The sequence below is a fragment of the Euzebya sp. genome (assembly GCF_964222135.1).
Lineage (GTDB): Bacteria > Actinomycetota > Nitriliruptoria > Euzebyales > Euzebyaceae > Euzebya.
In genome coordinates this window covers 1-26,933 of record NZ_CAXQBR010000104.1, presented here as the reverse complement: position 1 = coordinate 26,933, position 26,933 = coordinate 1, and the positions used below count along the sequence as shown (strand labels likewise).

Genomic DNA, 26,933 nt, shown 5'->3' with positions numbered 1-26,933 from the left:
CGTGGTGCAGCGCTGAGGCCGGGGGGGCGAACCGGGCTGCCTCACGAGGTCCTCTGCCATGCGACGTCGACTGCTCGCCCTCCTCGCCGTGCTCGCCTGCACGGCGGCCCTGGCCCCCGCCGCGGGGGCGGCCACCACGACCACGACCGACACCACCTCGATCGTGAAGGACGACGACCCGATCTCGAACGCCGAGATCGCCGTGCTCCTCAGCGAGGCGACGGACTTCCAGTCCGTCGACACCGTCGTGATCGGCCGGGACGACGAGTTCGCCGACTCGCTCGCGTCGGGCGTCCTGCAGGCCGACAGCCCGCTGCTGCTGGTGCCCCGCAACGGCCCGGTGCCCGCTCGGGTCCTCGCCGAGCTGACCCGCCTGGGCCCCTCGCGGGTCATCCTGCTGGGCGGTGAGAGCGCGCTCGCCCCGGCGGTCGCCGACGAGCGGGCCGCCGAGGGCTTCGCCGTCGAGCGCCGCGCCGGCGGCTCGCGCTTCGAGACCGCGGTCGCCGTCGCGGCCACGGACGCCCCTGAGGCCGACACCGTGATCCTCGCGCGGGCGTTCCCGTCCGAGGGGGCGACCGACCCGACGCAGGGGTTCGCCGACGCGCTCGCGGCGGGCGGCATGGCGGCGGAGAACCGCTGGCCGGTGCTGCTGACCGAGACCGAGCGCCTGACGGGTTCGACGCGCCAGCACCTGCTCGACGCGGGCATCCGCCAGGTCGAGATCATGGGCGGCACCGCGGCGATCAGCGACGCGGTGGAGGCCGAGATCCGCGCCATGGGCATCACCACCGAGCGGCTCGCCGGCCCGGACCGGGCCTCGACGGCCGCCGCCGTCGCGGAGAAGCGCGGCGCGCCCACGGCGGCCGACGCCGCCCAGGTGCTGCTCGTCGAGGGGCAGGGGGCGGACGCGTGGGCCGGCGGGTTCGCCGCCGCCGCGCACAGCGCGCTCAACGACGCCCCGATCGTCCTGGCCGCCGGTGACGCGCTGCCGCCCGCGACCACCGCGTTCCTGTCCGGCGCCGGCTTCGCGGTCGACACCGATGACGTCGCGGGCTTCCCCGTGCTGACCTGCGTCACGGCGCCCGGCGTCTGCGAGGACGCCCGCGTCGCCCTGGACCTGCCGCCGGCGGTCGAGATGGTGTTCACGCCCGCGGAGGGCGCGGTCGTGTCGAGCGGCCAGACGGTCCGGGTCGCGCTGCCCGGCAGCACGGCGTCCTCGGTGACCGCGGCCGGCAGCTGCCTCGCGGAGCCCGTCGAGGTGCCGGTGTCCGGTGGCGTGGTCGACGTGGTCATCACCGCCGCGAGCGAGGGCTGCGGCCTCGACATCAGCGTCGAGCTGCCGAACGGGGCGGTGCAGACGACCACGGCCACCTATGGCGTGTCCGACCTGTCCCTCGTGTCCCTCGGTGCCGACGGCACCGCCGCCGGCGGGGACTACCCGGCCATCTCGGCTGACGGGTCGCTGATGGCCTTCGTGTCCGACGGCGAGGTCGTCGAGGGCGAGTCCGACGGTCTGCGGCACGTCTACGCGGTCCGCCAGACGCCGGCGGGCCGGGAGGTCACGCTCGTCGACGTCGACGCGGACGGCCAGCCCGCCGCCGCCGGCATCACCTTCAGCGACGGCCCGCCGAACGTCGCGAGCGCCGGGTACGTGGTCTTCACCTCACCGGACACGGGCCTCGACCCCGACGCCCCCGGCGGCGGGTTCCTCACCTCCGGGTACGTCCACGACCTGTCGGACGGCTCGGTCGAGCTGGTCTCCTACGACCTGGACGGCACGCCGATCAGCAAGCCGTCGAACATCGACATCTCCGACGACGGCACGGTCGTGTCCTACCGGGGCCAGTTCTCCGGCGCGTCGGGGTTCGGCATCCTGTGGCACGACCGCACGACCGGGGAGACCGGCGCGGTGACCCTGCCCGACGGCACCCCGTTCGGCGACGGCAGCGGGGTCGGCACGCCGGCGCTGAGCGACGACGGCTCGACCATCGCCTTCTACACCGACCTGCCCCTGATCGACGCGGACACCGATGAGGGCACCGACGTCTACACCTACGAGATCGCGAGCGGCACCCTCGAGATCGCCTCCGTCGCGACCGGCGGCGCGCAGACGTCGACCGAGGACTTCAACGACGCGGGGCGGCTGGGGATCAGCGCCGACGGCCAGGTCGTCGTGTTCGCGACCGACGCGACGGGTCTGGCCGAGGGTGACGAGGCCCCGGACGCCGACGTCTACGTCCGCGACCGTGCAGCCGACCAGACCCGGGCCATCAGCGTCGACGACGCCGGGGTGCCCACCGGCGGCGCGAACCGCCCGACGGTCAGCCCGGACGGCAGCTGGGCGGCGTTCTCCACCGGCGCGGCGCCCCGAGGTCCCGGTGACGGCGCCTGCGGCACCGTGCGGGTCGACCTGGCGACCGGCGACGCCGAGCGCGTCGACGTGGGTCCCGTCGTCGGGGCCAACAACTGCCCCGGCCGGGTCCAGGTCGCCGATGACGGCTCGGTCCTGTTCGACACCATCTCGTCGTTCAGCCTCCTCGACGGCGAGGACGTCGACCCCGACGTCTACCTGGCCGCCCCCGCCGAGTAGGTCGCTCCGGGTCGCCGCCGCTCGAGGTGGCGGCGGCCCGGGCCCACGGCCAGGACCGCCGCGAGCGCCACGCCGACGCCGAGCAGGCCGACGAGGGACCCGATGAAGTCGGTCCCGTCGCTGACGGCGGCCATGACGAGCGGGACGCCGAAGCCGAGGTACGCGACCGCGTAGAACGTCGACGTCAGCGCACCGCGGGCGTCTGCGGCGGCCAGCAGCTGGGTGGCGCCGAGGCCGGACGCGAGGGTCAGCCCGTACCCGCAGCCGAGCAGCACCGCGGCCGGCAGCAGCAGCCAGGGGGCGTCGAGCAGGATCCCGATGAGCCCCACCGCGACGCCGACCGTGCCCGCGGCGGCGCCGAGCGGCGCTGCCCTCGTCGGATCCGTGCGCCGCGCGACCTGCTGGACCAGCACGCCCGAGAGCATCGTGACGCCGGCGACCACCCCGGTGACGGCCACGTCGAGCCCGGGCATCGCCTGTTGCAACCCGAGGGGGAGGACGGTCACCGACACCGACGGGAACGCGAAGACGCACAACCCGGCGGGGACCGCGAAGGCCAGGAACGGCGCACGCGCGGCCGGCGGCACGCCGAGGTTGACGAGCGGCGCATCGGGGCGGCGGATCCGCAACGTCTCGGGCACCCCGCGCAGCACCACCAGGCCGGCGGCCAGCAGGCCGAGGTGGACGAGGTACGGCACGACCAGCGGCCCGGGTGCGCACTGGCCGAGCAGACCGGCCGTCAGCGGCCCGAGCGCGAAGCCCAGGCTGAGCGCCGTCGTCGCCCGCCGCGCAGCGGTCCCCGGGTCCTCGACGAGCTCGCCCATCCACGCGCTGCCGACGCTGAACACCGCCCCGGACACCGCGCCCTGCAGCAGCCGGCCCATCAGCAGGAGGGGGAGGGACGAGGACGCGCCGAGGAACACCGCCGAGGCGAGGACCGCGACGACGGTGAACGGCAGCACGACCGCCCGCCGGCCGTACCGGTCCGACGCCGGCCCGGCCACGAACAGGGTCGGCACGAGGCCGGCCGCGTACACGCCGAAGATCGCGGTCAGGACGGTGGGGGAGAGGTCGAGGACCTCCCGGTAGCGCAGCAGCAGCGGCGTCGGGACGTTGGTCCCGAACGCGACGGCGAAGAGCACGAGCCCGAGGGCCCGGCTGGCGGAGGAGCGGCGCAGGGCCGGGACGCTACCCGGCCGGTGAGGGATCAGCGCAGCAGGAACCCCGTCGCGAAGGGGTCGCGGGGGTCGAGGGTGAAGGTGTGGCTGCCGGTCCGGAACGCCTGGCCGGCGACCAGCGTGGAGTAGCCGCGGTGCGGTCCGACCATGACCGGCTCGTCGTCCTCGACGACGCCGAGCATGACCGAGCCGACGATCGACCGGTTCACCAGCACCGCACCGGCCGGCAGGTCGTCGAGTTCGTGCAGGGCGGCGAGGCGGGCGGAGGTGCCGCTGCCGGTGGGGGAGCGGTCGACCTCGCCGTCGGCGAAGACGGTCACGTTCCGCTGGACCACGACCGCCTCGGCGGGGTCCCCGAGCCGCACCCGCACCTCCTCGAGCGGCGGGTCGTCGGGATCGGGCTCGTCGACGACGATGATCCCGTAGATGCCCGACAGCCGCGGATCCTCGGGGTGGACCCACGGCGTCCGGTTCAGCTCGGCCTTCAGGTCGCGTGCGAGGGCGATGATCGCGCCGAGCTCCTCGGGGACGACCCGCAGCCCCGCCAGCCCGGCGTCGACGATCCCGTAGAAGGCGCCGCCGAACGCCACGGTCACCGCCAGGTGCTGGCCGCCGTGCTCGATGATCTGCGCGCCCGCGACGAACGAGGGCACGTTGCGGAAGACGACGCCGGCGGGACGGCCGTCGTCGTCCAACGGGATCCGCACCGGGAGGCGGCCGGACGGCACGTCGATCACCATCCGCACCTCCCCCTCCCCGGCGGTCGCGCGGACCCTGCCGGTCTCGACGGCCCACGTCGCGAGGGCGATCGTCCCGTGCCCGCAGGCGGTGGAGAACCCGTCGTTGTGGAAGAAGAGGCAGCCGAGGTCGGCACCGTCGTCGTCGGGCGGGGTGACGATGCACCCGTACATGTCCGCGTGGCCGCGGGGCTCGTTCACCAAGAGGCGGCGGACGTCCTGGAGGTGCTCGACCGCCCACAGCCGGCGCTCGGCCACCGTGGACCCCTCCGGCTCCGGGACGCCGCCCGTGACGATGCGGAAGGGCTCGCCGCCGGTGTGGTAGTCCTCGGTGGTGATCGTCGTGACGGGGTCGGGGGTCAGCGAGGCGGCCATCTAGAGCGGCAGCTCGGCCTGGGTCTGCGGTGCGCCGCCGTCGCGGAGCGCGGCCACCCGGTCGAGGAGATCGTCGCAGTCGTACTCGGCGCAGATGGCCTCGAAGTCGAGCGTCGGGCCGGTCCACTCCAGGTCGTCGACGGTCGTGCCCAGGTCCGCGTCGTCCACCAGCGTGGCGATCGTGCGGAACAGCAGGGCCTCCTGGCGGTTCTCGCGCAGCACGCCGGCGAGCTTCGCGGCCCCGCGCACCTTCCCCCACGCCGCGTGGTCGTCGGGGATGTCGTCGATGTGGCCGAAGCGGGTCAGCAGCGCCGCGGCGGTCTTCGCCCCGAACCCGGGCAGGCCGGGGAAGCCGTCGGCGGAATCGCCCACCAGCCCGAGCCAGTCGGGGATCTGCGCAGGCGTGACGCCGGTCTTGTCGAACACGCCGTCGGCGTCGCGCGTGGTGCCCCGCATCCGGTCCCACTGGATGACCCGGTCGCCGCGGACGCACTGGCCGAGGTCCTTGTCGGGCGTGGCGATGATCACCTTGGCCACCCGGTCGTCGGCATCCGCCTGCGCCGCCGCGGCGGCCAGCGCGTCGTCGGCCTCCAGCTCCTCCATGGCCCAGACCACCAGCCCGAGCGCCCTGAGGGCGTCCTCGAGCGGGGTGAACTGGTCGAGCAGCTCCGGGGGCACGCCGGCCGACGACTTGTAGGTCGGCCACAGGGCGTTGCGGAAGCTCTCGATGACGTGATCGGTGGCGACCCCGACGTGGGTGGCCGGGATGTCGTCGGGACCACCGCGCTCGAGCAGCCACACCATCGACCGCAGGACGCCGCGGACGGCCCCGCGCTCGGGGTCGTCGTTGTTGGGCGCGTGGTGGTGGCGGAACAGCTCGAAGGTGCCGTCCACGAGGTGCACGTACATGGGGGCTCCGCGGGTGCCGGTGGGACCTCGACAACCGTAGCCCGGGCCGCGGAGGGTCGGCGAGGTCGGGCGCGATCGGGGCCTCCCTCGCCTGACGGCGAGGATCGGCGCGATCCCAGCAGCGGACCGACGGGACGATCGGCCCGGACGGAGGGGGTCGAACGACGTGATCTCCCCCTCCCCACCTGCGGCACCGTTCGTTACGCTCAGGTTTCGCCAGAGGCGTCTGCGGAGGTTCGTGCCATGGGAGTCCCAACCGGCCGTATCAGGAACGTGGCTCTGGTGGGCCACTCGGGGAACGGGAAGACCTCGCTGGTCGAGGCCATGCTGTTCCGCGCGGGTCTCATACAGCGCCTGGGACGGGTGGAGGACGGCACGACGGTCACGGACGCGGACCCCGAGGAGCACCGGCGCACCCAGTCCCTCGACCTCGGGATGGCGCCCCTCGAGATCGGGGACCACCGGATCAACCTGATCGACACCCCCGGCTACGCGGACTTCGTCGACGACGCCGCCATCGGCCTGGCGGTCGCCGACCTGGCGGTGTTCGTGATCGACGCGACCGCGGGCGTGCAGCCCGACGACGTCCTGCAATGGCGGACGGCCGCCCGCATGGGCGTCCCCCGCATGGTCTTCATCAACAAGATGGATCGCGCGCGCGACCCCTTCGAGGTGATCCTGGCCGACATCCGCGCCCGGTTCGGCCAGGGCGTCGAGCTCATCGAGCTGCCCATCGGCGAGCAGGCCGCCTTCCACGGCGTGGCCGACCTGCTCACCGAGCACGTCTTCCTCTACGACTCCGGCCAGGCCGAGGAGTCCGACGCCATCCCGCCGGAGATCGCCGAGGCCGAGCACGCGGCGCACGAGCAGCTGGTCGAGGACGTCGTCGCGACCGAGGACGACCTGCTGGAGCGCTACCTGGAGGGTGAGGAGCCGACCGCGGAGGAGCTCGAGCGGGCCCTCCACGACGGGGTCGACGCCGGCGAGGTGTTCCCCGTGCTGGTGGGGTCGGCGACCGGCCCGGTCGGGGTGGACAGGCTGATGGAGTTCATCTGCCACGTCGGGCCCGCCCCGGCGGACCTGCCCGGCGCGCCGGTCCGCATCGGCGAGGAGCAGATGGTCGTGCCCGCCGACCCCGACGGGCCCCTGGTGGTCCTGGCGTTCGCCACGCGATCCGACGACTACGTCGGGCAGATCACCACCTTCAAGGTCCTGAGCGGCACGCTGCACGCAGACGACGTGCTGATCAACTCGCGCACCGGCGACAAGGAGCGGTTCCACGGGGTGGTGCGGCTGCGCGGCGCCGACCACGAGCCGGTGTCGACGGTGCAGGCCGGGGACATCGCCGCGGCGACCAAGCTGGGGGACGTCCGCACCGGGGACACGCTGTGCGACACCGCCCGGGGGTGGCAGGCCCTGCTGCCCGACCCGCCGGCCGCGGTGCACGGCGTCGCGATCCACGCCGCGAGCACCGGTGAGGAGGACAAGCTCTTCGCCGCGCTCGGCAAGGTGATGGCGGAGGACCGCTCATTGGTCCTCGAGCGCAACGACGAGACCCACCAGACGGTCCTCTGGGGCACCGGCGAGATGCAGATCCAGGTCGTCCTCGACCGGATCGCCCGGCGCTACGGGGTGTCGGTGGAGACCGAGCCGGTGCGCATCGCCTACCGGGAGACGATCACCCGCACCGTGACCGCCGAGGGCAAGCACAAGAAGCAGTCCGGCGGCCGCGGCCAGTTCGCCATCGCCGAGGTCCGCTTCGAGCCGCTCCCCCAGGGCACCGGCTTCAGCTTCGACTCGGCGGTCGTGGGCGGCGCGATCCCGAAGGGCTTGATCCCCGCCGTCGGCGCCGGCATCGAGGAGTCCATGGCCCGCGGCGGCCTGCACGGCTTCCCCCTCGTCGACGTGTCCGCGACCGTGCTCGACGGCAAGTACCACTCTGTCGACTCCGACGAGATGAGCTTCAAGGTCGCCGGATCGATCGCGCTCCGCGAGGCGCTGCCGCAGGCCGGGGTCGTGGTGCTCGAGCCGATCAGCCACGTCGAGGTCACCGTGCCCGTCGAGCTGCAGGGGGAGGTCATGGGCGACCTGCAGCAGCGCCGCGGCCAGCTGACGGGCACCGAGCAGGGCGACACCCATGACGAGGTCGTCATCGTGGCCCAGGTGCCGACCGCGGAGATCGTCCGCTACGCCGTCGACCTGCGGTCGGCCACGCACGGCCGGGCGCGGTTCACCGCCGTCCACGACCGCTACGACCCGGTGCCGCCGCACCTCGTGGAGGGCCTCGTCGCGGGCTGACCGCGCTACAGTGGTAGTCAGGATTCTAACTACCGCCGAGGTCACGCGATGCCCGCCGCCACCACCCACCCCTTCGACGTCCACCTCGAGCGCGCGCTGCCGCTGACCCGGGCCCAGCGGGCCTGGACGCCCGCCGACGGCCCGCTGCCCGCCCTGTTCCTCAGCCACGGCGCGCCGCCGACGTTCGAGGACCCGGTGTGGATGGCCGAGCTGTTCACCTGGGCGTCGTCGATGCCGAAGCCGCGGGCGATCGTGATCGTGTCGGCCCACTGGGAGACGGCGTCGACGATGATGTCGGCCAGCGGACCCGGCACCGAGCTGGTGTACGACTTCGGCGGCTTCGACCCGCGCTACTTCCGGATGCGCTACGACACGCCAGGGGCGGACGACCTGCGCCGTCGCGTCGCGGCGGCGCTGCCGGACGACGAGCCGGTGCACGCCCACCCCTCCCGCGGCCTCGACCACGGAGCCTGGGTGCCCCTCAAGATCATGTACCCCGACGCCGACGTCCCCGTCGTCCAGCTGTCGATGGCCACGCAGGACCCCGACCGCCTGCTGGCGATCGGCGCCAGGCTGCGCGAGCTGCGGGCCGAGGGGGTGCTGGTGATCGGGTCGGGGTTCACCACCCACGGCCTGCCCTTCGTGGACTTCCGACGGCCGGACGTGATCCCCGGCTGGTCACGCGACTTCGACGCCTGGACCGCCGACGCGCTCGCCCGCGGCGACGTCGAGGAGCTGGCCCGATTCCGCTCCGCCGCGCCAGGGATGCCCTACGCCCACCCGACCGTCGACCACTTCATCCCGCTGTTCGTGACCCTCGGGGCGGCCGACGATCCGACCGGGCCGGTCACCACCACGATCGCGGACTGGATGTACGGCCTGTCGACGCGGTCGTTCCAGCTGGGCTGACCCTCACCCGCCGCCCACGAGCCCGGCCGCCCGACCGGCTGCCGCGATCTGCCGGGCCAGCTCGGGGACCTGGGCGTGGGCGTTGAGCCCGCTCGGGTTGTCCATCAGCCACCACCCGGGCCGGTCGGGTTGCGGCCCGCGGGCGGCACGGGGGGCGGCGAACGCCACGCGGTAGGCGGTGACGCCCAGCACGGCGACGACCCGGACGTCCGTCCACGCGATCCGCTCGACCAGCGCGGCGCCGCCCGCGCGCAGCTCCTCGCGGGTCACCTCCGCAGCCGTCGCGGTGGCGCGCGCCACCAGGTTGGTGATGCCGATCCCGTGCGCCGGCAGCTCGTGCTGCTCGGCCGGCCCGATCGGCCCGGGCACCAGGCCGCTCGCCGACAGGGCTGGCCAGAACCGGTTGCCGGGCCCGGCGAAGTGGCGGTTCAGCTCGGCCGACCGTCGGCCGGGGTTGATCCCCACCAGCAGCAGCCGCACGTCCGGGGACAGCACGTCGTCGATGGTGCGCTCGGCCCAGCGGTCGGGCGGGGAGATGTCGTCCACCCCTCCGAGGATGGCAGCCCAGTGGCCAGGTGGACGCGTGTTGGGCGCGGTCGGTCCGGTTAGGAGGGTCCTATGAACACGAACTCGATCGGACGGATCCTCCAGCGCGTCGGCTCGATGATGAGCGGCCGCCGACGCGGTACGGCCACGACGACCCGCCGGCGCCCGGCGACGACGACCACCGGACGCCGCGGCGGGTTGAGCTCCATCCTCCGCCGCTTCCTGCGCTGACGTGGGCTTCCTCGTCTGGCGACCGCTCCGCCGCTGGGTGATCGCCGGGCTGGCGCTGCCCGTCGTCGTGTGGCTGCTCGACCGCTTCAGCGACGCCTGGTGCGAGCGGCGCGGTGACGGCATCGTCGTGAAGGGCCTCCGCCGTCTCGCCCGGTGGCTCCGCCGCCACGAGCGTGGTCCGCTCGCCGACGACCGCGCCTGAGTCCCGCAGCTGGGGCCCGAGGCTGAGCGGCCACCGCTCAGGTCGGCGCCCCGCGCACCGATCTCAGCGGTGTGCCCACGTCCCGGACCCGCCGCAGGACGGAGCTCGCGACGGACGCGGCCGCGCGGCCCAGCCTGATCGCCGACGCCCGTCGGCAGCAGCGCACCCTCATCGCCGCGGCCGGCGTCCTGTGCCTGGCGGTGGCGGTCGTGGCGACCCTGGTCCTCGGCGCGATCCACCCCCGTCTGCGCGACATCACCGACCTCACCCGGGACCTCCGCCGCTCCCACGAGGCGATGCTGGACCAGGAGACCGGCATCCGGGGGTGGCTGGCCACCGGTGACGACGCGTTCTTGGCGCCGTACCGCGACGGGGTGGTGCAGCGGGCCGAGCTGACGGCCGACGTCGCCCGCAACCGGCTGGTCACCGGTGGCCTCGGCGTCGCCGTCGTCGACGTCCTGATGGCCCAGGAGCGGTGGGTGACCGGGTGGGCCGACGTCGTCACCGACCTCGAGGTCGAGGACATCGGCCGCCCGCAGCTCCGGCGGGTGCTCCTCCAGGGCATGGCCCTGTTCGAGGAGTACCGCGCCGCCAACGACGTGGCGACCGGGATGGTCGTCGCGCGGCGGGATGCAGCCATGCGCGAGGAGCGCGTGGCGATCCAGGTGGGCGTGTCCGTCGTGGCCGCCCTGTCCCTCGCCCTGCTGGTCAGCGCCCGCCACGCCCGCTCGCGGCTGGTGCGCGGGATCGAGCAGCCGGTGACCGACCTGCTCGACACCTTGGCGCGGATGCGGACCGGCGACCTCACCGCCCGGCCGCAGTCGGGGGCGCCGGCCGAGCTCGCGGAGCTGTCGGAGGGGCTGGCGGCGATGGCCGACGCGCTCGAGGCCGACCACGCCGCCCTGGGCAGGGCCCGCGCCGACGCCGAGGAGCAGGCGCTGATGTCAGCCACCGTGGTCGACGTCGCGCGGGACGTCGCGGGCAGCCACTCCCCGGCGGAGGTCTCGCGGCGGGTCGCCGTCGCGGCTGCGGAGATGGTCGAGGCCGCGACGGCGACGGTGTGGCTGCTCGGCGACGAGGACCTGCTCCACCCGGTGCACAGCACCACCGCGGACGTGCTCGCGTCGGTCGCCCTTGGGGAGGGGGCCGTGGGCGGCGCCGCACGGGATGCGCGGACGCAGCTGCGCGCCGGCCGGGACCACCACGTGATGGCCGTCCCCATGGTCGTGGGCGCGTCGGTCGTCGGGGTCCTCGAGGTGCGCGGCGATCGGACGCGCCTCGAGGCTCGCACCGCGCCGCTCGAGCTGCTCGCGATCCAGGCCGGTGCCGCCCTGCGAGCCGCGCGGGTGGCCTCCCGGACGGCGGATGCCGCGGAGCGGGACGGCCTGACCGGCCTGTACAACCGCCGGCGGTTCGACGCGGACCTCGCGGTCGAGGCCTCCCTCAGCGCCCGCGGCGGCCGGGACGTGTCGCTGGTCCTGATCGACCTCGACCACTTCAAGCGGCTGAACGACGAGTGAGGCCACCAGCACGGCGACGCGGTGCTGCGAGCGGTGGCCGAGGTGCTGGTCCGCGAAGCCCGGACGACCGACGACGCGTACCGCTACGGCGGCGAGGAGCTGGCCGTGCTGGCGCGCGACTCCGACCTGGCGGCCGCGACGGTCCTCGCCGACCGGCTCTGCGCCGCGATCGCCGAGGCCGACCTGACCCATCCCGCGGCCGGCGGCGTGACGGCCTCGCTCGGCGTCGCGCAGCTCGCGCCGGGCGGCGACCCCGGCGACGTCGTCGCGGCGGCCGACGCGGCGCTGTACCGGGCCAAGGCCGGCGGGCGGAACCGGGTCGAGGTGGCGTCCGCCCGCCCGGGGCTGACGGCCGTGGGCGATGTCGGCACCTGACGCGACGGTCCGGTTGACGGGTGGGATGTCGCACCCCAGACTCATCGTAGGCGAACACATGTTCGATGCGGTGGATCTCCGGCGTGGGAGTCACCGCACGTCGGAAGGACACCACCTCGATGCCGAGCGCCGCACCCGCCGTCACCCACCTCGCCACCCGGACCTGCTACTCGCTGCGCGACGGGGTGATCCGGCCGCGCGAGCTGGCCGAGGCCGCGGCGCGGGCCGGCATGGAGGCGGTGGGCATCGCCGACCGCGGGGGGTTGTACGGCGCGGTCCGGTTCGCCCAGGCCTGCGGGCAGGCGGGGGTGCGCCCGATCTACGGGGCCGACCTGGCGCTGTTCCCCGAGGCCGACGACCGCGGACGCGTGCGTGAGGGGTGGGGCATCACCCGCGCCTCCCGCAGCGGCATCGGGCGGGTCATGGGACCGGGGTCCGGGCAGGCCTGGCTCGAGGACGACGCCGCCCGCGTCACGCTGATCGCCGCGGACGACCGGGGGTTCGCGACCCTCGCCCGCACGATCACCGACCACCACCTCGAGTCCGAGCGGTCCGACCCCCACCTGCGCTGGGCGCAGGTGGTGCACCGCCTCGGCGGGGCTGACCCCGGCGTCTTCGCGCTGCTCGGCGCCGAGTCCCCCGTCGGTCGCCTGCTGGCCGCCGGGCGGGTCGACGCCGCCCGCGCCGAGACCCGCCGGTGGCTGCACCTGCTCGGGCCCGAGCGGCTGCTGATCGGCGTCACCCACCACCTCGCGCCGGGCGACGACGACGTCGCCCGGCGGACCTTCGCGCTGGCCGACGACCTGGGCGTCCGCGCGGTCGCCCACCAGGCCGCCCGGTACCTGACGCCGGCCGACGCCAGGATCGCCGACGTGATGGACGCGGTCCGCCAGCAGGTCCCCCTCGCCCGCCACCACCGCACCCGCAGGAACGCCGAGGGCCACTTCAAGGACGCCGCGGCCATGGCGCGGGTGTTCGCCGAGCGGCCCGACGCGCTGGTGAACACGATGTGGGTGGCCGAGCGGTGCGGTGTCGACATCGGCCTCGGCCGGCTGCGGGTCCCCGACTTCGTCACCGGACCCGGCCGGGAGGAGGGGTCGGATCCGGCCTGGGCCCTGGCCGAGCTGCGCCGGCGCTGCGAGCACGGGCTCCACGAGCGGTTCGCGCGCGTCGAGGCGACCCACACCCACCTGCTCGACCGCGAGCTCGACATGGTCCGCACCCTGGGCCTGGCCCCGTACTTCCTGACCGTCGCCGAGATCGTCCAGCGGATCCGCGACAAGGGGATCCTGGCGGCCTGCCGCGGGTCGGCGGCCGGGTCGATCGTCACCTACGCGCTGCGGATCTCCGACGTCGACCCGGTCGCCCACGACCTCGCGTTCGAGCGGTTCATGAACCCCTACCGCGATGAGCTGCCCGACATCGACATCGACGTCGAGTCCGCCCGCCGCGAGGACATCTACCGCGACCTCCTGGGGACCTACGGCGAGGACCGGGTCGCCTGCGTCGCGATGGTCGAGACGTTCAAGGCCCGCATGGCGATCCGCGAGGTCGGCAAGGCGATGGGGATGCCGGCCGCCGAGGTCGACTACATCGCCAAGTCCTTCCCGCACGTCGGTGCCGGCGACGTCCGTCCCGCCCTCGCCCACCTGCCCGAGCTCGAGGGGCTGAACCTGGAGGCGGCCCACCGTCGCGACGGGTCGCGCAGTCAGTACAGCCTGCTGTTGGACGTCGTCGAGCGCCTGGACGGCTTCCCCCGCCACATCGCCCTGCACCCCTGCGGGATCCTGCTGGCCGACCGGACCCTCCGCGACATCGCCCCGATGGAGCGCTCCGCGGCCGGGTTCGCCATGGCCCAGTACGACAAGGACGACGTCGAGGCCCTCGGGCTGTGCAAGCTCGACGTGCTCGGCGTGCGGATGCTCAGCTCGATGGCCCACTGCACCGAGCAGGTGCGTCGCACCCGCGGGGTCGATGTCGACTTCGACGCGGTCGGCTGGGCCGACCCCGACACCTACGAGCTGATCCAGTCCACCCGCACCCTCGGGATGTTCCAGATCGAGTCGCCCGGCCAGCGCGAGCTGATCGGCAAGTTCCAGCCCGAGCACCTCGACGACCTGGTCGTCGACATCTCGCTGTTCCGCCCCGGCCCGGTGAAGGGCGACATGATCAAGCCGTTCCTGCGCCGCCGCCATCGCCAGGAGGCGACGGGCGTCCCCCACCCGATCCTCGAGCGCGCACTGGGCGAGACCTACGGCGTGATCGTCTACCACGAGCAGGTCATGCGAGCGGTGGCGGCGGTCACCGGCTGCGACCTGGCCGAGGCCGACCTGGTCCGCCGCCGCCTCGGCGACCCCACCCAGGTCGGCGAGCTCGAGCGATGGATCACGTCCGGCGCCGCCGAGCGCGGGCTGCCGGTGGAGGTGGCCGACTGGCTGTGGCATGCCCTCAGCCAGTTCGCCTCCTTCGGGTTCTGCAAGGCCCACGCGGCGGCGTTCAGCGTGCCGACGTACCGCTCGGCGTGGCTGAAGGCCCACTACCTGCCCGAGTTCATGGCCGGCGTGCTGACCCACGACCCCGGCATGTACCCGCGACGGCTGATCCTCGAGGACGCCCGCCAGTTCGGCGTCGCGATCCTGCCGTTGGACGTCAACGCCTCCGCGCGCGACTACACCGTCGAGGTGGTCCCCGCCGACGAGGCGTACGCCCTCCTCGGGATCGCTGATCCCAGCGCCCTCCTCGGGGTGGGGGATCCCGCGGCGCGCCTGCCGTCGGGCTGGCGGCGGGCAGCAGACGGCACGCCGCTCCCGCCGGCGGGCTTCGACAAGGGCACGGCCGACGTCCCGGGGTGGCGCTACGCGATCCGCCTGGGCCTCCAGGACGTCGAGCGCATCGACGACGACATGATCGACTCGCTGCTGCTCGGCCGGCCCTTCACCTCCGTCGCCGACCTGCGCCTGCGCGCACGGTTGTCACAGCCGGTCGCCGAGTCCCTCACCCACGCCGGCGCCCTCGACGGCATCGGCGGGGTCGGGGTCGGGGTGGGGGCGGTGGGGGAGGGGAGGGGCCGGACCCGCCGGGACCTCCTGCTCGAGGTGGCCGAGCGGTGGTCCGGGTTGACCCGCCACAAGGTCCGCGGGCCCGACCAGCCCGAGCAGCTGGGCCTGCTCGAGCCCGAGGAGGCCGCCGGCCTGCCCGAGTACCGGCCCGCCGAGCGGGTCCGGGCCGAGCTCGAGGTCGTCGGCCTGGACGCGAGCCGGCACGTGATCTCCTTCTACGACTCCCTGCTGGACCGCCTGGGGGTGACACGCGCCGCCGACCTGCTCGACTGCCGCGAGGGCCAGCTGGTCCGCATCGGCGGGGTGAAGGTCGCCACCCAGACCCCGCCGGTGAAGTCCGGGCAGCGGGTGATCTTCCTGTCCCTCGACGACGCGACCGGGGTCGGTGACGCGACGTTCTTCGAGTCCGTCCACGACGCCTGCGCCTGGACGGTGTTCCACACCTGGCTGCTGGTCGCCGAGGGCCGGGTGCACCGCAGCGGCCGGCGGGGCGTGTCGATCACCGCCTCCCGCGCCTGGGACCTGCGGCGGCTGATGACGGCCTGGCGGGAGGGGTGGCTCGACGAGGCGCTGGGGGAGGGGGGCCGCCCCACCGACCAGGCGGCCCGCGACTTCTCCGACGGCGCACCGTCGGAGGGGATCCGGGGTGCCGCAGGCCGCTCCGGGCTGACCTTCGCCCACCGGCCGGGCGAGCACCCGCAGATGCGCCGCACGATCCCCTTCGGCGGTGCCGGCCCGGCCGAGCCGGTCGGGCGGCCGACCCGGTTCACCCCGAACGGCACGACGTGGGCGGACCCCGCGGGACGCAACGGCGGGCTCGACCCCCAGGACAGCACGCGGCTGTCGCCGAACGACCCCCGTCACCCCGATCACCGCCACGTCCGCCGCTGCACCCTCCCGGGCTGCCCAAGCCACGACCCCGCCGGAGGTGACGCCCACGGGCCGGGACGCAAGCTGTGGCACTCCTCGCCCGGTTCGGCGGGTCGGTAGCGTGCGCGCGCACCCCGCGCACCCTGGTCGCGCCGCGACGTCCACGCGCCACCACCCCTCCCGACGCGGCCGGCGGCGTTGGCCGCGAACCCCGCCTGCTCGGCCCCGGGACCGGTGAGCGCCTCAGCCCGCGGGCGTGGCGTCCTCGACCCGCTCGGCGGTCAGCCAGACGCGGAACGTCGCGCCGCCGCCGGGGGTGTCGTCGATCTCGACGCGGCCGCCGTGCGCCTCGGCGAGGGCCCGCACGACGAACAGCCCGAGGCCGAGCCCGCCGCGGTCGTAGGGGTCGGGCCCGCGCGTGAACTTCTCGAACAGCGCCTGCTTGTCCTCCGGCGCCAGACCGGGGCCGTGATCGGCGACCGTCACGACCAGCCCGGTCGCCGTCTCCCCCAACCGCACGTCGATCGGTGTGCCCGCCGGGGTGTACTTCGCGGCGTTCGACAGCAGGTTGTCGATGATCCGCAGGATCGCGTCCATGTCGACCTGGCGGAGGATCCCCGCCGGCGCGGTGACGGTGATCGGGTGGTCGGGCAGGGCGCGCTGCAGGCCCACGGCGGCCTTGTCGATCTCGGCGCCCACGTCGGCCGGCGCCAGCGTGATGTCGAGCGCCCCGCGCATCGTCCGGGAGCTCTCGAGCAGGTTCTCGATCAGCCGGTCCAGCCGCCAGCCCTGGCTGCGGGCGATCTCGGCGTACTCGGCGACCTTGGCGGGCTCCATCTCCTCGCCCCGCTGGGCCATCAGCGTCATCAGCCCGATCATCGACGTGAGGGGCGTCCGCAGCTCGTGGGTGACGAGGGTCAGGAACTCGTTCTTCGCGCGGTCCTGCTCGAGCAGCGACGCGACCCGCCCCAGCTGCTGCTCGTAGGCCCGGGCGTTGCTGATCGCCGCCGCAGCGGCGTCGGCGAACACGCTGACCCCGCGGAGGTCGAACTCGGTGAACGGCTCGCGGTCGCCGCCCGCGGTGACGCTGATCACGCCGACGAGCTGGCCGCGCACCTCCATCGGGACCACCAGGGCCCCGCCGCGGTGGTGGCGGGCGCGAGGCTGGTCGTCGTCGGCACCGATCAGCAGGGCATCGCGGCGGGCGACCGCCCCGCCGGCGAGCCCGTCCCCGATCGCCTGGCGCCGTCCCACCGACACCCCCGGGTCACCGGCGATCGCGGCCACGGCCAGGACCTCCGGATCCTCGGCGTCGACCAGCATGATCGAGACCCCTCCCGCGCGGAGGAGGGTGTGGGTCGAGTCGGCGATCTGGTCGAGGACCGCGTCGAGGTCGAGCGCCGAGTTCATCGCCCGGGTGGCGCGCAGCAGCAGGTTCAGCTCGTCGACGCGGTTGACGAGGGAGGCGGTCAGCACCCGCTCCTCGACCAGCAGCGCGGTGAGCCGCCGGAGGGTCACCTCCCGCTCCGCCACGTACCCGAGCACCACGACGAGCATGGCCAGCAGCCCCAGCCGCACGTTGCGGATCTCGAGGACGTCGGTGATCTGGCTCTCGACGCCGTCGAGGCCCGACACCACCATCACCGCCGGCAGGACGAGCGCGACGAAGAGCGACAGCGCCCAGAGCTGGGCGCGTCGGCGGTCCACCTCCTCGAGGTGGGGCAGGCGCAGGTCCTTGAGGCCCGCTGTGCGCGCGAGCCTCTGCGCATCGGTGGTCGTCATGTGGGGGCGGCGGCACCCTGTGGTGAGCAGTTGCGCCAGAGGTGTCGACCCGCGGCGGTGGGATCTGAAGCGCAACTTCTGGGTGGACCGACGAAGATGGCGTGGACGTGACCGGAAGTGAACTGCCCGATCGGGCCGGGGACCCAGGCAGCGCCTGGGCCCCCCGCCGCGTCCCGACCCCCACCGAACCGATCCTCCACGTCGACATGGACGCGTTCTACGCCTCCGTCGAGGTGCGGGAGCGGCCGGAGCTCGCCGGCCTCCCCGTCCTGGTCGGCGGCACCGGCGGCCGGGGTGTCGTCGCGGCCGCCAGCTACGAGGCACGGGCGCGCGGGATCAGTTCGGCGATGCCGATGGCGCGGGCGCTGCGGCTGTGCCCGGATGCGGTGGTGCTGAGCCCCCGCTTCGAGCTGTACGGGGAGGTGTCGGCCCAGATCCGCGCGATCTTCGACTCGGTGACCCCGCTGGTGGAGCCCCTGTCCCTCGACGAGGCCTTCCTCGACGTGCGCGGCAGCGTCCGGCTGTTCGGACCGCCCGAGCGGATCGCGGCCGACATCCGCGCGCGGATCCGCGACGAGCTGGGGCTGCCCGCGAGCGTCGGGATCGCCCCGAACAAGTTCCTCGCGAAGCTGTGCAGCCAGAAGGCCAAGCCCGACGGCGTGGTCCACCTGCGGGCCGCCGACGTCGACGCCTACCTGGCCCCCCTCGGCGTCCGCGACCTGTGGGGGGTGGGGGAGAAGACCGCCGAGCGCCTGGCCCGCTTCGGGGTCAGGACCGTCGGGGACCTCCGCCAGCTGCCGGCCGACACGCTCCGCCGCCTGGTCGGCGAGGCGATGGCCACCCAGCTGACCGCGCTGGGGAGGGGGGAGGACGGCCGGACGGTCGTGCCGCATCAGGCGGCCAAGGGGATGAGCGCGGAGGAGACCTTCGACGCCGACGTCGACGACCCCCAGGTCCTCCGCCGGGAGCTGCTCAGGCTGAGCGAGCGGGTCGCGCGCCGCCTCCGCCGCAGCCACGCGTCGGGCCGCACGATCACCCTCAAGCTGCGGTACGCGAACTTCCAGACCGTGACGCGGTCGGTGACCCTCGACTACCCGATCGACGACGCCACCCAGCTGTACCGCCACGCCGGGGAGCTGCTCGACGGGCTCCGGCTGCAGCGCGTCCGGGTGCGTCTGATCGGCGTCGGCGTGTCGAAGCTGGGGCCCGGGGACGCCGCCCGCCAGCTCAGCCTGACCGACGACGACCGCTGGCAGCAGATCGAGCGGGCGGCCGACGCCGCCCGCGACCGGTTCGGCGAGCTCGCGGTGACCCGCGGGACCTTGCTCGCCGACGACGAGGTGCCGCGCGGCGGGTCGGACGACCACGACCACTAGGTGCCGCGCGGGCGGCGAGGGACGGCCGAGGTTCAGCGCTGAGGTTCGGCGCCGAGGTTCGGCGCCGAGGTTCGGCGCGATCGGGGCCTACCTCGCCTCACGGCGAAGAAGCCCCCGATCGTGCGTCCTCCGCGGCACTGGCTGCGGACCGGCCGTCCCGCCGGCCGGCCACCGCCGTCCGCGACGACCACTACGCTGTCGGCCATGAGCGACCGGGTCTCCTTCACCATCGGCGACGACGCGGTGGGGGAGGTGGTGCTCACCCGCCCGGACAAGCTGAACGCGATGGACCAGGCGCTGTTCGACGGCCTGCACGATGCCGCTGCCGCGGCACGCGACGCGATCGCGGACGGCACCGTCCGCGCCGTCCTGCTGCGGGCCGAGGGCCGCGCGTTCTCCGCCGGCCTCGACGTCAGCCTGTTCGGGCAGCAGGCGTCCGGGGAGATGCCCGCCGACGAGTGGATCGCCGCGCTGCAGCAGGCGTTCACCGGGCTCGAGGACCTCGAGGTGCCGGTCGTGGCGGCAGTGCAGGGCGTGGCCTACGGCGGCGGGTGCCAGCTGGCCCTCGCCGCGCACCTGCGGGTCGCCGCCGCCGACGCCGAGCTGGCGCTGCTCGAGGTGAACTGGGCGCTGATCCCCGACCTCGGCGGCCTGACCCGCCTGCCGCGCCTGATCGGGATCAGCCGCGCGGCGGACATGGCGATGACCGGCCGCAAGGTCGACGCCCGCACCGCCCTCGACTGGGGGCTGGTCGACCGCGTGGTCGACGAGGGCGGCGACGTGCGCGCCGTGGCCCACGCCCTGGCCGCCCAGCTCGCGGCCGGACCGACCGTCGCCATTGGTGCCGTCCCCGCCCTCCTGCGCCGCTCCGCCACCACCGAGCGCGACGCGATGCTGGCGGCCGAGCGGGCCCACCAGCAGCACTGCCTCAGCTCCCCCGACTTCGTCGAGGCGGCCACCGCCGCCATGCAGGGCAGGTCCCCGCGGTTCACCGGTCGGCGCGGCGGATGAGGGGGCATGAACGGTGCTGCGGAGGGGCATGATCTGGGCCACAATCGTCGGGAGGTCGATCACGCCGCAGCCCCGCGCCTGACGTAGGATCGATCCACGACCCCCGACTTGCGGAGGCCCAATGCCACTGTCCGACCGCGAACGGCAGATCCTCTCCGAGATCGAGTCGCAGCTCGCCGACGAGGATCCCAAGTTCGTGCGCACGGTGGCGACCCTGCCGGCCGCCCCGCGTCGGGCCCGGCTGCGGTACGGCATCGCCGGCTTCGTCATCGGCGTGGTGATGCTGCTCGGCATCGTCGCCCACATCGCGTGGGGCTTCGCCGGGTTCGTCCTGATGCTCATCAGCGCCGTCACGGTGCTGACCCAGCTGAAGCACATGGGTGAGGACCACGCGGGCGACCTCGGCGGGCAGGTGCGCGGGGGGATCAGCCGCTACATGGAGGGCCGTCGCAGCAGCGACGACGGCGCCTGACCCGAGCGGGAACCGAGCGGGACCATCCGCCCTCAGCGCCCGATCGCCAGGCGCAGGCGGGCGTAGGCGCGTCGCCACGCCGGCTGGGCGTCCACCAACCGGGTGGTGAGCGCGCGAGCGGCCGACTCGGCCTCCACGGCCTCCTCCACCGCGACCGCCGGCGCGTAGACCGCCCGCGTGGCGGGTCGCGCCAACGCCATGCCGGCGCGGTCGCCACCGGCGATGCGGGAGAGGTACTCCACGTCGGTCTCAGCCGGGTGGCGGCCGCGGCCGACGGCGGCGCCGGCCACCTCCACCCGCCTGCGGGCCGTCGCGATGCGCTCCGCCGGCGGTGCGCCCAGGTCCACGCGGCCGGCGCGGCGGCCCACCACCAGCCCGGCGACCCCGAGCGCCGCGAGCATGGCGACGGCCCACGGCCACACCCGCGCGGCGGTGCCGCCCGCGCCCGCCCGCACGTCGTCGGCGTCGCCGCCCGCGGTCTCCTGCCCCTCGAAGTCCGGACGCCCCTGGTCCATGAGGTCGCTCAGCTCGCCCGGGCCGACCGCGTCGACACCCGATGCCGGCACCTCCCCCGCCTGCTGCGCCGCGGTCTGGGCCGGCACGACGGCGGAGGTGCTGGTCACCAGCACGTTGCCGTCGGTCCGCGGGGTCGGCTCGAACGGGATCCAGCCGAGGTCGCCGAAGTGCACCTCGACCCAGGCGTGGGAGTTCGCGTTCGTGACCTCCCAGCTGCCGTCGGGCTGCTGGGTCCCGGGGGTGTACCCGACCGCCAGCCGTGACGGGATCCCGAGGGTGCGGAGCATGACGGCCATCGTCCCGGCGAACTGCTCGCAGTAGCCCTCGCGGGCGTCGATGAACCGCAGCATCGCGGTCGCGCCGAGCCCCGGGTCGGGCTGGGTCGAGTAGCTCCAGGTCCGCAGCTCGTCCTGGATGGCCAGGGCGGCGTCGAACATGGTCGTCGCGCCGGCGGCGTTGACGATCTGGCGGGCCAGCGCCACGACCTCGTCCGGCACGTTCGAGGGCAGCTGGGTGTACGCCGACCCCGCCGGCGGCGTCGGCTGGGCGCGCAGCGCATCGGGGGACGGCTGGGGGATGGCCGCGCCCACCGCGTAGGCGTCGCCGTCGACCAGCGGGGCGTCCCCGGGGACGGTCAGGGTCGAGGAGGTGCGGTCGTAGCGGAGGACGGCCGCCTTCGGACCGGACACCTCGACGGGCTGGAAGGGGGCGGGCGCCAGCACGGCGCCGGACTCGATGTCGGCGTCGATGGTGATGCCCACGTCCACCCGCTCGGTGGGGACCGGCGGCGGGCTGTCCACGATGCCGGACACGCGCTGGCCGCTGATCGTCCCAGCCGTCCACTGCTCGTCCTCGTCGTAGGCGTCGAGCGCGGTGGTCCGCAGGTACACCGGCCGCTCCGACGTCACCTGCAGCACCGGACCGGTGTCGCTCGCCACCAGCCGCTGGCGGATGTCGACGATCGGGTTGGTCGTGATGGTCGTCCCGGAGCCGCCCCGCGCGGTGTACAGCGGCTCGGCCCTGAAGCCCGGCAGCACCGAGGCGAGGGCCAGGCCGAGCACGATCGCGGACGCGGTGAGCACGACGCCGCTGAGCGGCAGCCCCCGTCCGCCGCCGGTGCGCCCGGAGGGGCGGACCGCGACGCCGAACCGGGCGGTCGCCCGGGCCGTGCCGAGCAGGAGCACGAGCGCGGCCGCGGCCAGGAGCGTCGCGGCCGGCAGGGCGATGGAGCTGCCCTGCGGGGCGATCGCGAGGGGCACCGCCCACAGCACGACCGCACCGGTGACCGCCTTCACCGGGGAGGCGAGCACGAAGAGCATCCCGTCGGCGAGGTACGCGACCAGCCAGCTGCCCCCGACGGCGAGCAGCAGCAGGCCCGCCTCGGGGAACGTGGGTGAGGGGCGGATCTCGACCAGCTCGAGGCCGTGCAGGAACAGGTCGCGCAGCGCCGGCAGCGTGTCGGGGGTCGGCAGGAGCCCCCACAGCGCCGTCGACGGGAGGAACGCGATCGTGATGAACACCGCCAGGCTGACGAGCGTCATCACCAGGTGCGTGATGGGGCCGGCGCCGAGCCGGCGGGCGCCCCAGCCGATCCCCACGCTCAGCAGCACGCCACCCACGACCGGACGGACCCAGTCGGTGCCGATGAAGATGGCGCGGAGCGGCACGACGGCGGCGATCAGCAGCACGGCCAGCGCGACGGTCATCACGTCGTCGCTGACGCCCGCCGATCGCGACGACGGGGGAGGGGCCGGGCGCGGCGGCGGTCGATCCGGGGCCCTCGAGGTCCCTCGCGGCCGCTCGACGGTGGTGCTCACGCCCCCACCCCGTCCACCAGACCCGGGTGCCGACCCGGTTGGGTCACGTCGGCCCACACGTCGGCGAGCGGACGGGCGGTGGTGGTCGCCGCCGCGCGCCATCCCGCGGCCCGCAGCAGCGCGGCGGTCCGCTCGGCCCGCGCGTCCCCGGGCAGCCCCAGGACCACGGCGATGCGGTGCCCGAACCCGCGGACCCCGAGGAGGGCGCGGACGTCGGGGTGGCTGCCCAGGTCGCCGGTGCCGACGGGCACGCCCAGCACCGCCACGAACAGGCCCTCGCCCCCGCGGGTCGCCGCCAGCGCGGGACCGAGCCCCCCGGAGTCGGACGGGTCGAGGACCGCCAGGGCGTCCATCGCGGACTCGACCGGTTCGGGCCGTCCGCCCCGTCCCGCCGCGCGGTCGGTGACCAGGCGGAGGGCGTAGCCGGCGGCGTCGAGGTGGTGCAGCAGGGACGCCGCGACGCTGACCGCCTTCTCCAAGGTGCCGTCCGCGCCCAGGGTGTGCGCCATCCGGCGGGCGTCGAGGAACACCGTCCCGTGGGCCTGCCAGGGCTGCTCCATCTGGCGGACCATCAGCACCTGCCGGTGCGCCGTCGACGGCCAGTGCACCCGTCTGAGGTCGTCCCCGCTGACGTACTCGCGCATCGTGTAGAAGTCGTCGCCGGTCGCGAAGACCCGGCGCGTGTCCGAGCTGCCCGAGCCCATGTGGGCGCCGCGGACGGTGATCGGCGGCAGCGGCTCGATGCGGGGGTAGACGACGACCTCGTCGACCGATGAGTAGCGCCGCACCCGCTCGGCCGCCCCGAAGGGGTCGCGGACGCGCAGCTCGAGCGGTCCGATCCGGTAGCGACCCCGCACCCCCGCCACCGCGGTGTACGGCGCGGTCGCGAGCTGTCCGGGGCGGAGGCCGTCGATGACGAACCGCGCTTGCCCGGCGACGGGGTGGCCGACCGCGTCGACGCCCTCGGGCAGCGGGTCGGTGACCAGCAGGGTGGGGGAGGGGATCCGCCCGTCGTTGCGGAGCTGCACCAGGACCGGGACCTCGGCCCCGGCGACCACCCGCCGCACCTCGACCTGCCGCCGGGCGGCGACCGAGCCGGTGGTCACCCGGACGAACGCCACGCCGAGCGCCACGACCGCGAGCACCGCGACCGCCACCGCGTACAGCTCGGCGACGCCGAGGGTCCGGCCGACCAGCCACGCGAGCAGGGCACCCGAGAGGAGGGTGATGCCGCGGCTCGTCAGCACGGCGGCTACCGGCTCGGGATCGGCACGCGGCCGAGCACGTCGTCGATGACGACCTCGGGCGTCGTCGCGGCCATCAGGGCGTCCGGCGTCATGATCAGCCGGTGGGCGAGGACCGGGCGGGCGAGGGCCTTCACGTCGTCGGGGACCACGTAGTCCCGGCCGGCGACGGCGGCGGCCGCCCGGGCGGCGCGCAGCAGCGCCAGGCCGGCACGGGGCGAGCAGCCGAGCTCGACGGCGGGGTGCTCGCGCGTGGCGCGGACGATCTCGACGACGTACCGCTTCAGCGGCTCGGCCGCGTGGAGGTGCCGGATGGTGTCGATCAGGTCGGCGACGTCGGCCGCGGACGCGACCGGCGCCAGGGCGGCCGCGGCGTCACCGGCGCCGTGGGTGGTCAGGACCTGCACCTCCGCCTCGGCGCTGGGGTAGCCGATCGTGACCTTCATCATGAAGCGGTCGCGCTGGGCCTCGGGCAGCGGGTAGGTGCCCTCCAGCTCGATGGGGTTCTGTGTGGCCATCACCAGGAACGGGGCGGCGAGGGTGTGGGTGGTCCCGTCGACGGTGACGGTCCGCTCCTCCATGGCCTCGAGCAGCGCCGACTGGGTCTTCGGACCCGCCCGGTTGATCTCGTCGCCGAGCACGATGTTCGCGAACACCGCGCCGGGCTTGAACTCCCAGTCGTGGGTCTCGGCGTTGTAGACCGTCGTGCCGGTGATGTCGCTCGGCAGCAGGTCGGGGGTGAACTGGACCCTGCGCACGGTGCAGGCGATCGACCGCGCGATCGCCTTCGCGAGCAGCGTCTTCCCCACCCCCGGGACGTCCTCGACCAGGACGTGGCCCTCGGCCAGCATGGCGATCAGCGCGAGGCGCACGACCTCCTGCTTGCCCTGGACGACACGTTCGACGTTCTCCTCGATCCGCCTGTACGTTCCCGCCACCGCGCCCACTGCCGGTGCGACCTGCCCGTTGGCCACTACGTCGTCGTCTCCTGGTCGTGCTCTCCGGCAACCCGTGCTCTCCGGCAACACTGCCACGGTTGGGCTGCTGCGGCGATGGGAGGCCGCGACGAGGAAACCAACGACAACGGTCGTACCTTCGCCTATGATCGCGCCCCTCCACACCACACGGAAGGAACCCTGATGCGCGCACCCCTGAAGACGCTGCGCATGCTGGCGCTCATCGCCGTCCTGGCGCTGATCGCAGCCGCATGCTCCGGCTCTGATGACACCGGCGGCGACGACGACACCGACACGGCCGGCACCGAGGCCGCCGACGACGCCGCGGACGCGGATGCCGACGAGGACGCCGAGCCGACCGACGACGCCGACGAGGCGACCGACGACGACGCGGCCGACGACGGCGGGGACGCGGCGGGCGGCGACGTCCTCGTGTTCGGCACCACCGAGATCCCCTCGACGATCGACCCGGCCGACGTCTACGAGAAGCTGGCGAGCGACATCCTGTTCAACACCACCAACCGCCTGGTGGAGTTCCAGCCCGGCTCCGACGAGATCGGTCCCGGCCTGGCCACGGAGTGGGACATCTCCGACGACGGCCTGACCTACACGTTCACGCTGCGCGAGGGCGTGACGTTCCAGGACGGCAGCGAGTTCACCGCCGAGGACGTCGTGTGGTCGATCAACCGGGCCCTCGACATCAACCACCCGGACGGGGCGTCGTTCCTGCTGGGCGGCATCGACACGATCGAGGCGACCGGCGACTACGAGGTCACCATCACCCTGACCGAGGCCAACTCGACGTTCCTGTCCCGCCTGAACTACACGGTCGGCACGATCCTCCCGTCCGACGGTGACGTCTACACCGCGCCGGACGCGCCGGTCGAGGCGTCCGACGACGACGAGGGCAACGAGAACCAGCGCCAGGCCGCCGAGGAGTTCATCGTCACCGACGCGATCGTCGGCACCGGGCCGTACGAGATGACCGACTACCAGCCGGGCGTCTCCATGACCCTCGAGTCCTACGACGGGTACTGGGGCGACGCGCCCGCGATCGACACCGTCCGCATCCAGTTCTTCGAGTCGACCGAGCAGATGCGCAACGCGCTGGCCGCCGGCGAGATCGACCTGGCCTTCAACGACCTGTCGCCCGCCGAGGTCGCCGGCCTTGAGGGCGAGGAGGGCGTCGAGATCCAGAGCGTCGAGGGCGGTCGCACGTCCTACATCGTCATCGACGTCACCCAGCCGCCGTTCGACGACCCGGCCGTCCGCCAGGCGATCGCCGCGACGATCGACCGCCAGCGGATCGTGGACGAGGTCTTCGAGGGCCAGGCCCAGCCGCTGTACTCGATGATCCCGGGCACCTTCGAGGTCGCCGCGGACTACATCAGCGACATCGAGGTCGACGAGGGCTCCCTGCCCGAGACGCCGATCGAGTTCGAGCTCTGGTACCCCGCCGACCGCTACACCAACCAGGCGCAGGTCGCCGAGACGATCCAGCGGTCGCTGAACGAGTCCGGCCTGTTCAACATCACCACGAACACCGCCGAGTGGGCGACTGAGTACTCGAACCAGCTGAACACCGGTGCCTACGGCGCCTACCTGCTGGGCTGGTACCCCGACTACCTCGACCCGGACGACTACATCGAGCCGTTCTACGACTCCGAGGACACCTTCATCGGGTTCTACGCGTCCGAGGAGATGGACCAGCTGATCACCGACGAGCAGCAGGCCGAGCCGGGCTCGGAGGAGCGGGCCGCGATCTTCGACGAGATCCAGCAGCTCGCGGCGGAGGACATGCCGTTCATCCCGCTGTACTCCGAGGGCCAGGAGGCCTACTACAACCCGCGCGTCACCGGTGTGGAGGAGACCCTCACCGCGGCGCAGCAGACCTGGTTCTACGTCCTCGGCCTGGACGGCTAGCCACCACCTGCAGTCGGGGGGGGCCCCCCCCGGCGCC

Annotated in this window: 18 protein-coding genes and 1 pseudogene; 11 read left to right on the top strand and 8 right to left on the bottom strand. The window is 74.2% G+C overall.

What is annotated here, in order from left to right; all coding sequences use genetic code 11:
- The first annotated feature begins 58 nt into the window (after positions 1-58).
- Positions 59-2,590 (top strand): cell wall-binding repeat-containing protein, encoded by a 2,532-nt coding sequence (locus tag ACEQ2X_RS22745; protein WP_370328175.1) that lies wholly within the window; start codon positions 59-61, stop codon positions 2,588-2,590.
- Here the strand turns inward: ACEQ2X_RS22745 and ACEQ2X_RS22740 are convergent.
- The 3 genes from ACEQ2X_RS22740 to ACEQ2X_RS22730 all read right to left on the bottom strand — a co-directional run bounded on the left by ACEQ2X_RS22740 (position 2,566) and on the right by ACEQ2X_RS22730 (position 5,789).
- A complete protein-coding gene (locus ACEQ2X_RS22740) occupies positions 2,566-3,732 on the bottom strand; it encodes an MFS transporter (RefSeq protein WP_370328174.1) in 1,167 nt (388 codons plus the stop codon). The two genes, ACEQ2X_RS22745 and ACEQ2X_RS22740, sit on opposite strands and share 25 nt — an antisense overlap.
- A gap of 65 nt (positions 3,733-3,797) precedes the next feature.
- Positions 3,798-4,880: a proline racemase family protein gene (locus tag ACEQ2X_RS22735; protein WP_370328173.1), complete on the bottom strand. Its 1,083-nt coding sequence runs from the start codon at positions 4,878-4,880 to the stop codon at positions 3,798-3,800.
- Entirely contained in the window at positions 4,881-5,789 is a 909-nt protein-coding gene (locus tag ACEQ2X_RS22730) for a 5'-3' exonuclease H3TH domain-containing protein (protein WP_370328172.1), read from the bottom strand.
- A 243-nt stretch (positions 5,790-6,032) separates the two neighbouring features.
- On the opposite strand from ACEQ2X_RS22730, the gene ACEQ2X_RS22725 reads away from it, so the two are divergent.
- Both ACEQ2X_RS22725 and ACEQ2X_RS22720 read left to right on the top strand, forming a co-directional pair.
- On the top strand, positions 6,033-8,087 hold the full coding sequence (locus tag ACEQ2X_RS22725) for an elongation factor G (RefSeq protein ID WP_370328171.1): 2,055 nt from the start codon (positions 6,033-6,035) through the stop codon (positions 8,085-8,087).
- A gap of 48 nt (positions 8,088-8,135) precedes the next feature.
- Positions 8,136-8,996 (top strand): dioxygenase, encoded by an 861-nt coding sequence (locus tag ACEQ2X_RS22720; RefSeq protein ID WP_370328170.1) that lies wholly within the window; start codon positions 8,136-8,138, stop codon positions 8,994-8,996.
- Between the two features lie 3 nt (positions 8,997-8,999).
- Here the strand turns inward: ACEQ2X_RS22720 and ACEQ2X_RS22715 are convergent, their stop codons facing one another.
- A complete protein-coding gene (locus ACEQ2X_RS22715; protein ID WP_370328169.1) occupies positions 9,000-9,542 on the bottom strand; it encodes a mismatch-specific DNA-glycosylase in 543 nt (180 codons plus the stop codon).
- A gap of 72 nt (positions 9,543-9,614) precedes the next feature.
- Here ACEQ2X_RS22715 and ACEQ2X_RS22710 point away from each other — a divergent pair, with 72 nt between their 5' ends.
- The 4 genes and pseudogenes from ACEQ2X_RS22710 (at position 9,615) to ACEQ2X_RS22695 (ending at position 15,919) form a co-directional block, all read left to right on the top strand.
- A complete protein-coding gene (locus tag ACEQ2X_RS22710; RefSeq protein ID WP_370328168.1) occupies positions 9,615-9,773 on the top strand; it encodes a hypothetical protein in 159 nt (52 codons plus the stop codon).
- Position 9,774: 1 nt separating this feature from the next.
- Positions 9,775-9,975: a hypothetical protein gene (locus ACEQ2X_RS22705; RefSeq protein ID WP_370328167.1), complete on the top strand. Its 201-nt coding sequence runs from the start codon at positions 9,775-9,777 to the stop codon at positions 9,973-9,975.
- Positions 9,976-10,046: 71 nt separating this feature from the next.
- Positions 10,047-11,870 (top strand): annotated as a pseudogene (locus ACEQ2X_RS22700) (diguanylate cyclase).
- Between the two features lie 83 nt (positions 11,871-11,953).
- Positions 11,954-15,919 (top strand): DNA polymerase III subunit alpha, encoded by a 3,966-nt coding sequence (locus ACEQ2X_RS22695; RefSeq protein ID WP_370328166.1) that lies wholly within the window; start codon positions 11,954-11,956, stop codon positions 15,917-15,919.
- A gap of 123 nt (positions 15,920-16,042) precedes the next feature.
- Here ACEQ2X_RS22695 and ACEQ2X_RS22690 read toward each other — a convergent pair whose 3' ends face one another.
- Positions 16,043-17,581 (bottom strand): ATP-binding protein, encoded by a 1,539-nt coding sequence (locus tag ACEQ2X_RS22690; RefSeq protein ID WP_370328165.1) that lies wholly within the window; start codon positions 17,579-17,581, stop codon positions 16,043-16,045.
- A 206-nt stretch (positions 17,582-17,787) separates the two neighbouring features.
- Between ACEQ2X_RS22690 and ACEQ2X_RS22685 the strand changes: the two genes are divergently transcribed.
- From ACEQ2X_RS22685 to ACEQ2X_RS22675, 3 genes are all read left to right on the top strand, one after another.
- Complete coding sequence (locus ACEQ2X_RS22685) at positions 17,788-18,957, top strand: DNA polymerase IV (RefSeq protein WP_370328164.1); 1,170 nt, start codon at positions 17,788-17,790, stop codon at positions 18,955-18,957.
- A 204-nt stretch (positions 18,958-19,161) separates the two neighbouring features.
- Entirely contained in the window at positions 19,162-19,968 is an 807-nt protein-coding gene (locus ACEQ2X_RS22680; protein ID WP_370328163.1) for an enoyl-CoA hydratase/isomerase family protein, read from the top strand.
- Between the two features lie 121 nt (positions 19,969-20,089).
- Positions 20,090-20,440: a DUF3040 domain-containing protein gene (locus ACEQ2X_RS22675; RefSeq protein WP_370328162.1), complete on the top strand. Its 351-nt coding sequence runs from the start codon at positions 20,090-20,092 to the stop codon at positions 20,438-20,440.
- A 32-nt stretch (positions 20,441-20,472) separates the two neighbouring features.
- Here ACEQ2X_RS22675 and ACEQ2X_RS22670 read toward each other — a convergent pair whose 3' ends face one another.
- The 3 genes from ACEQ2X_RS22670 to ACEQ2X_RS22660 form a co-directional block, all read right to left on the bottom strand.
- A complete protein-coding gene (locus ACEQ2X_RS22670) occupies positions 20,473-22,662 on the bottom strand; it encodes a transglutaminaseTgpA domain-containing protein (RefSeq protein WP_370328161.1) in 2,190 nt (729 codons plus the stop codon).
- A 107-nt stretch (positions 22,663-22,769) separates the two neighbouring features.
- The gene (locus ACEQ2X_RS22665) at positions 22,770-24,020 is read right to left on the bottom strand and encodes a DUF58 domain-containing protein (protein ID WP_370328160.1); all 1,251 of its coding nucleotides are present in this window, start codon (positions 24,018-24,020) and stop codon (positions 22,770-22,772) included.
- 5 nt (positions 24,021-24,025) lie between these two features.
- Positions 24,026-24,991 carry an AAA family ATPase gene (locus tag ACEQ2X_RS22660; RefSeq protein ID WP_370328159.1) on the bottom strand — a complete coding sequence of 322 codons (966 nt, stop codon included), beginning with the start codon at positions 24,989-24,991 and terminating at the stop codon, positions 24,026-24,028.
- Positions 24,992-25,156: 165 nt separating this feature from the next.
- Between ACEQ2X_RS22660 and ACEQ2X_RS22655 the strand changes: the two genes are divergently transcribed.
- The gene (locus tag ACEQ2X_RS22655) at positions 25,157-26,896 is read left to right on the top strand and encodes an ABC transporter substrate-binding protein (RefSeq protein ID WP_370328158.1); all 1,740 of its coding nucleotides are present in this window, start codon (positions 25,157-25,159) and stop codon (positions 26,894-26,896) included.
- Positions 26,897-26,933: the final 37 nt, after the last annotated feature.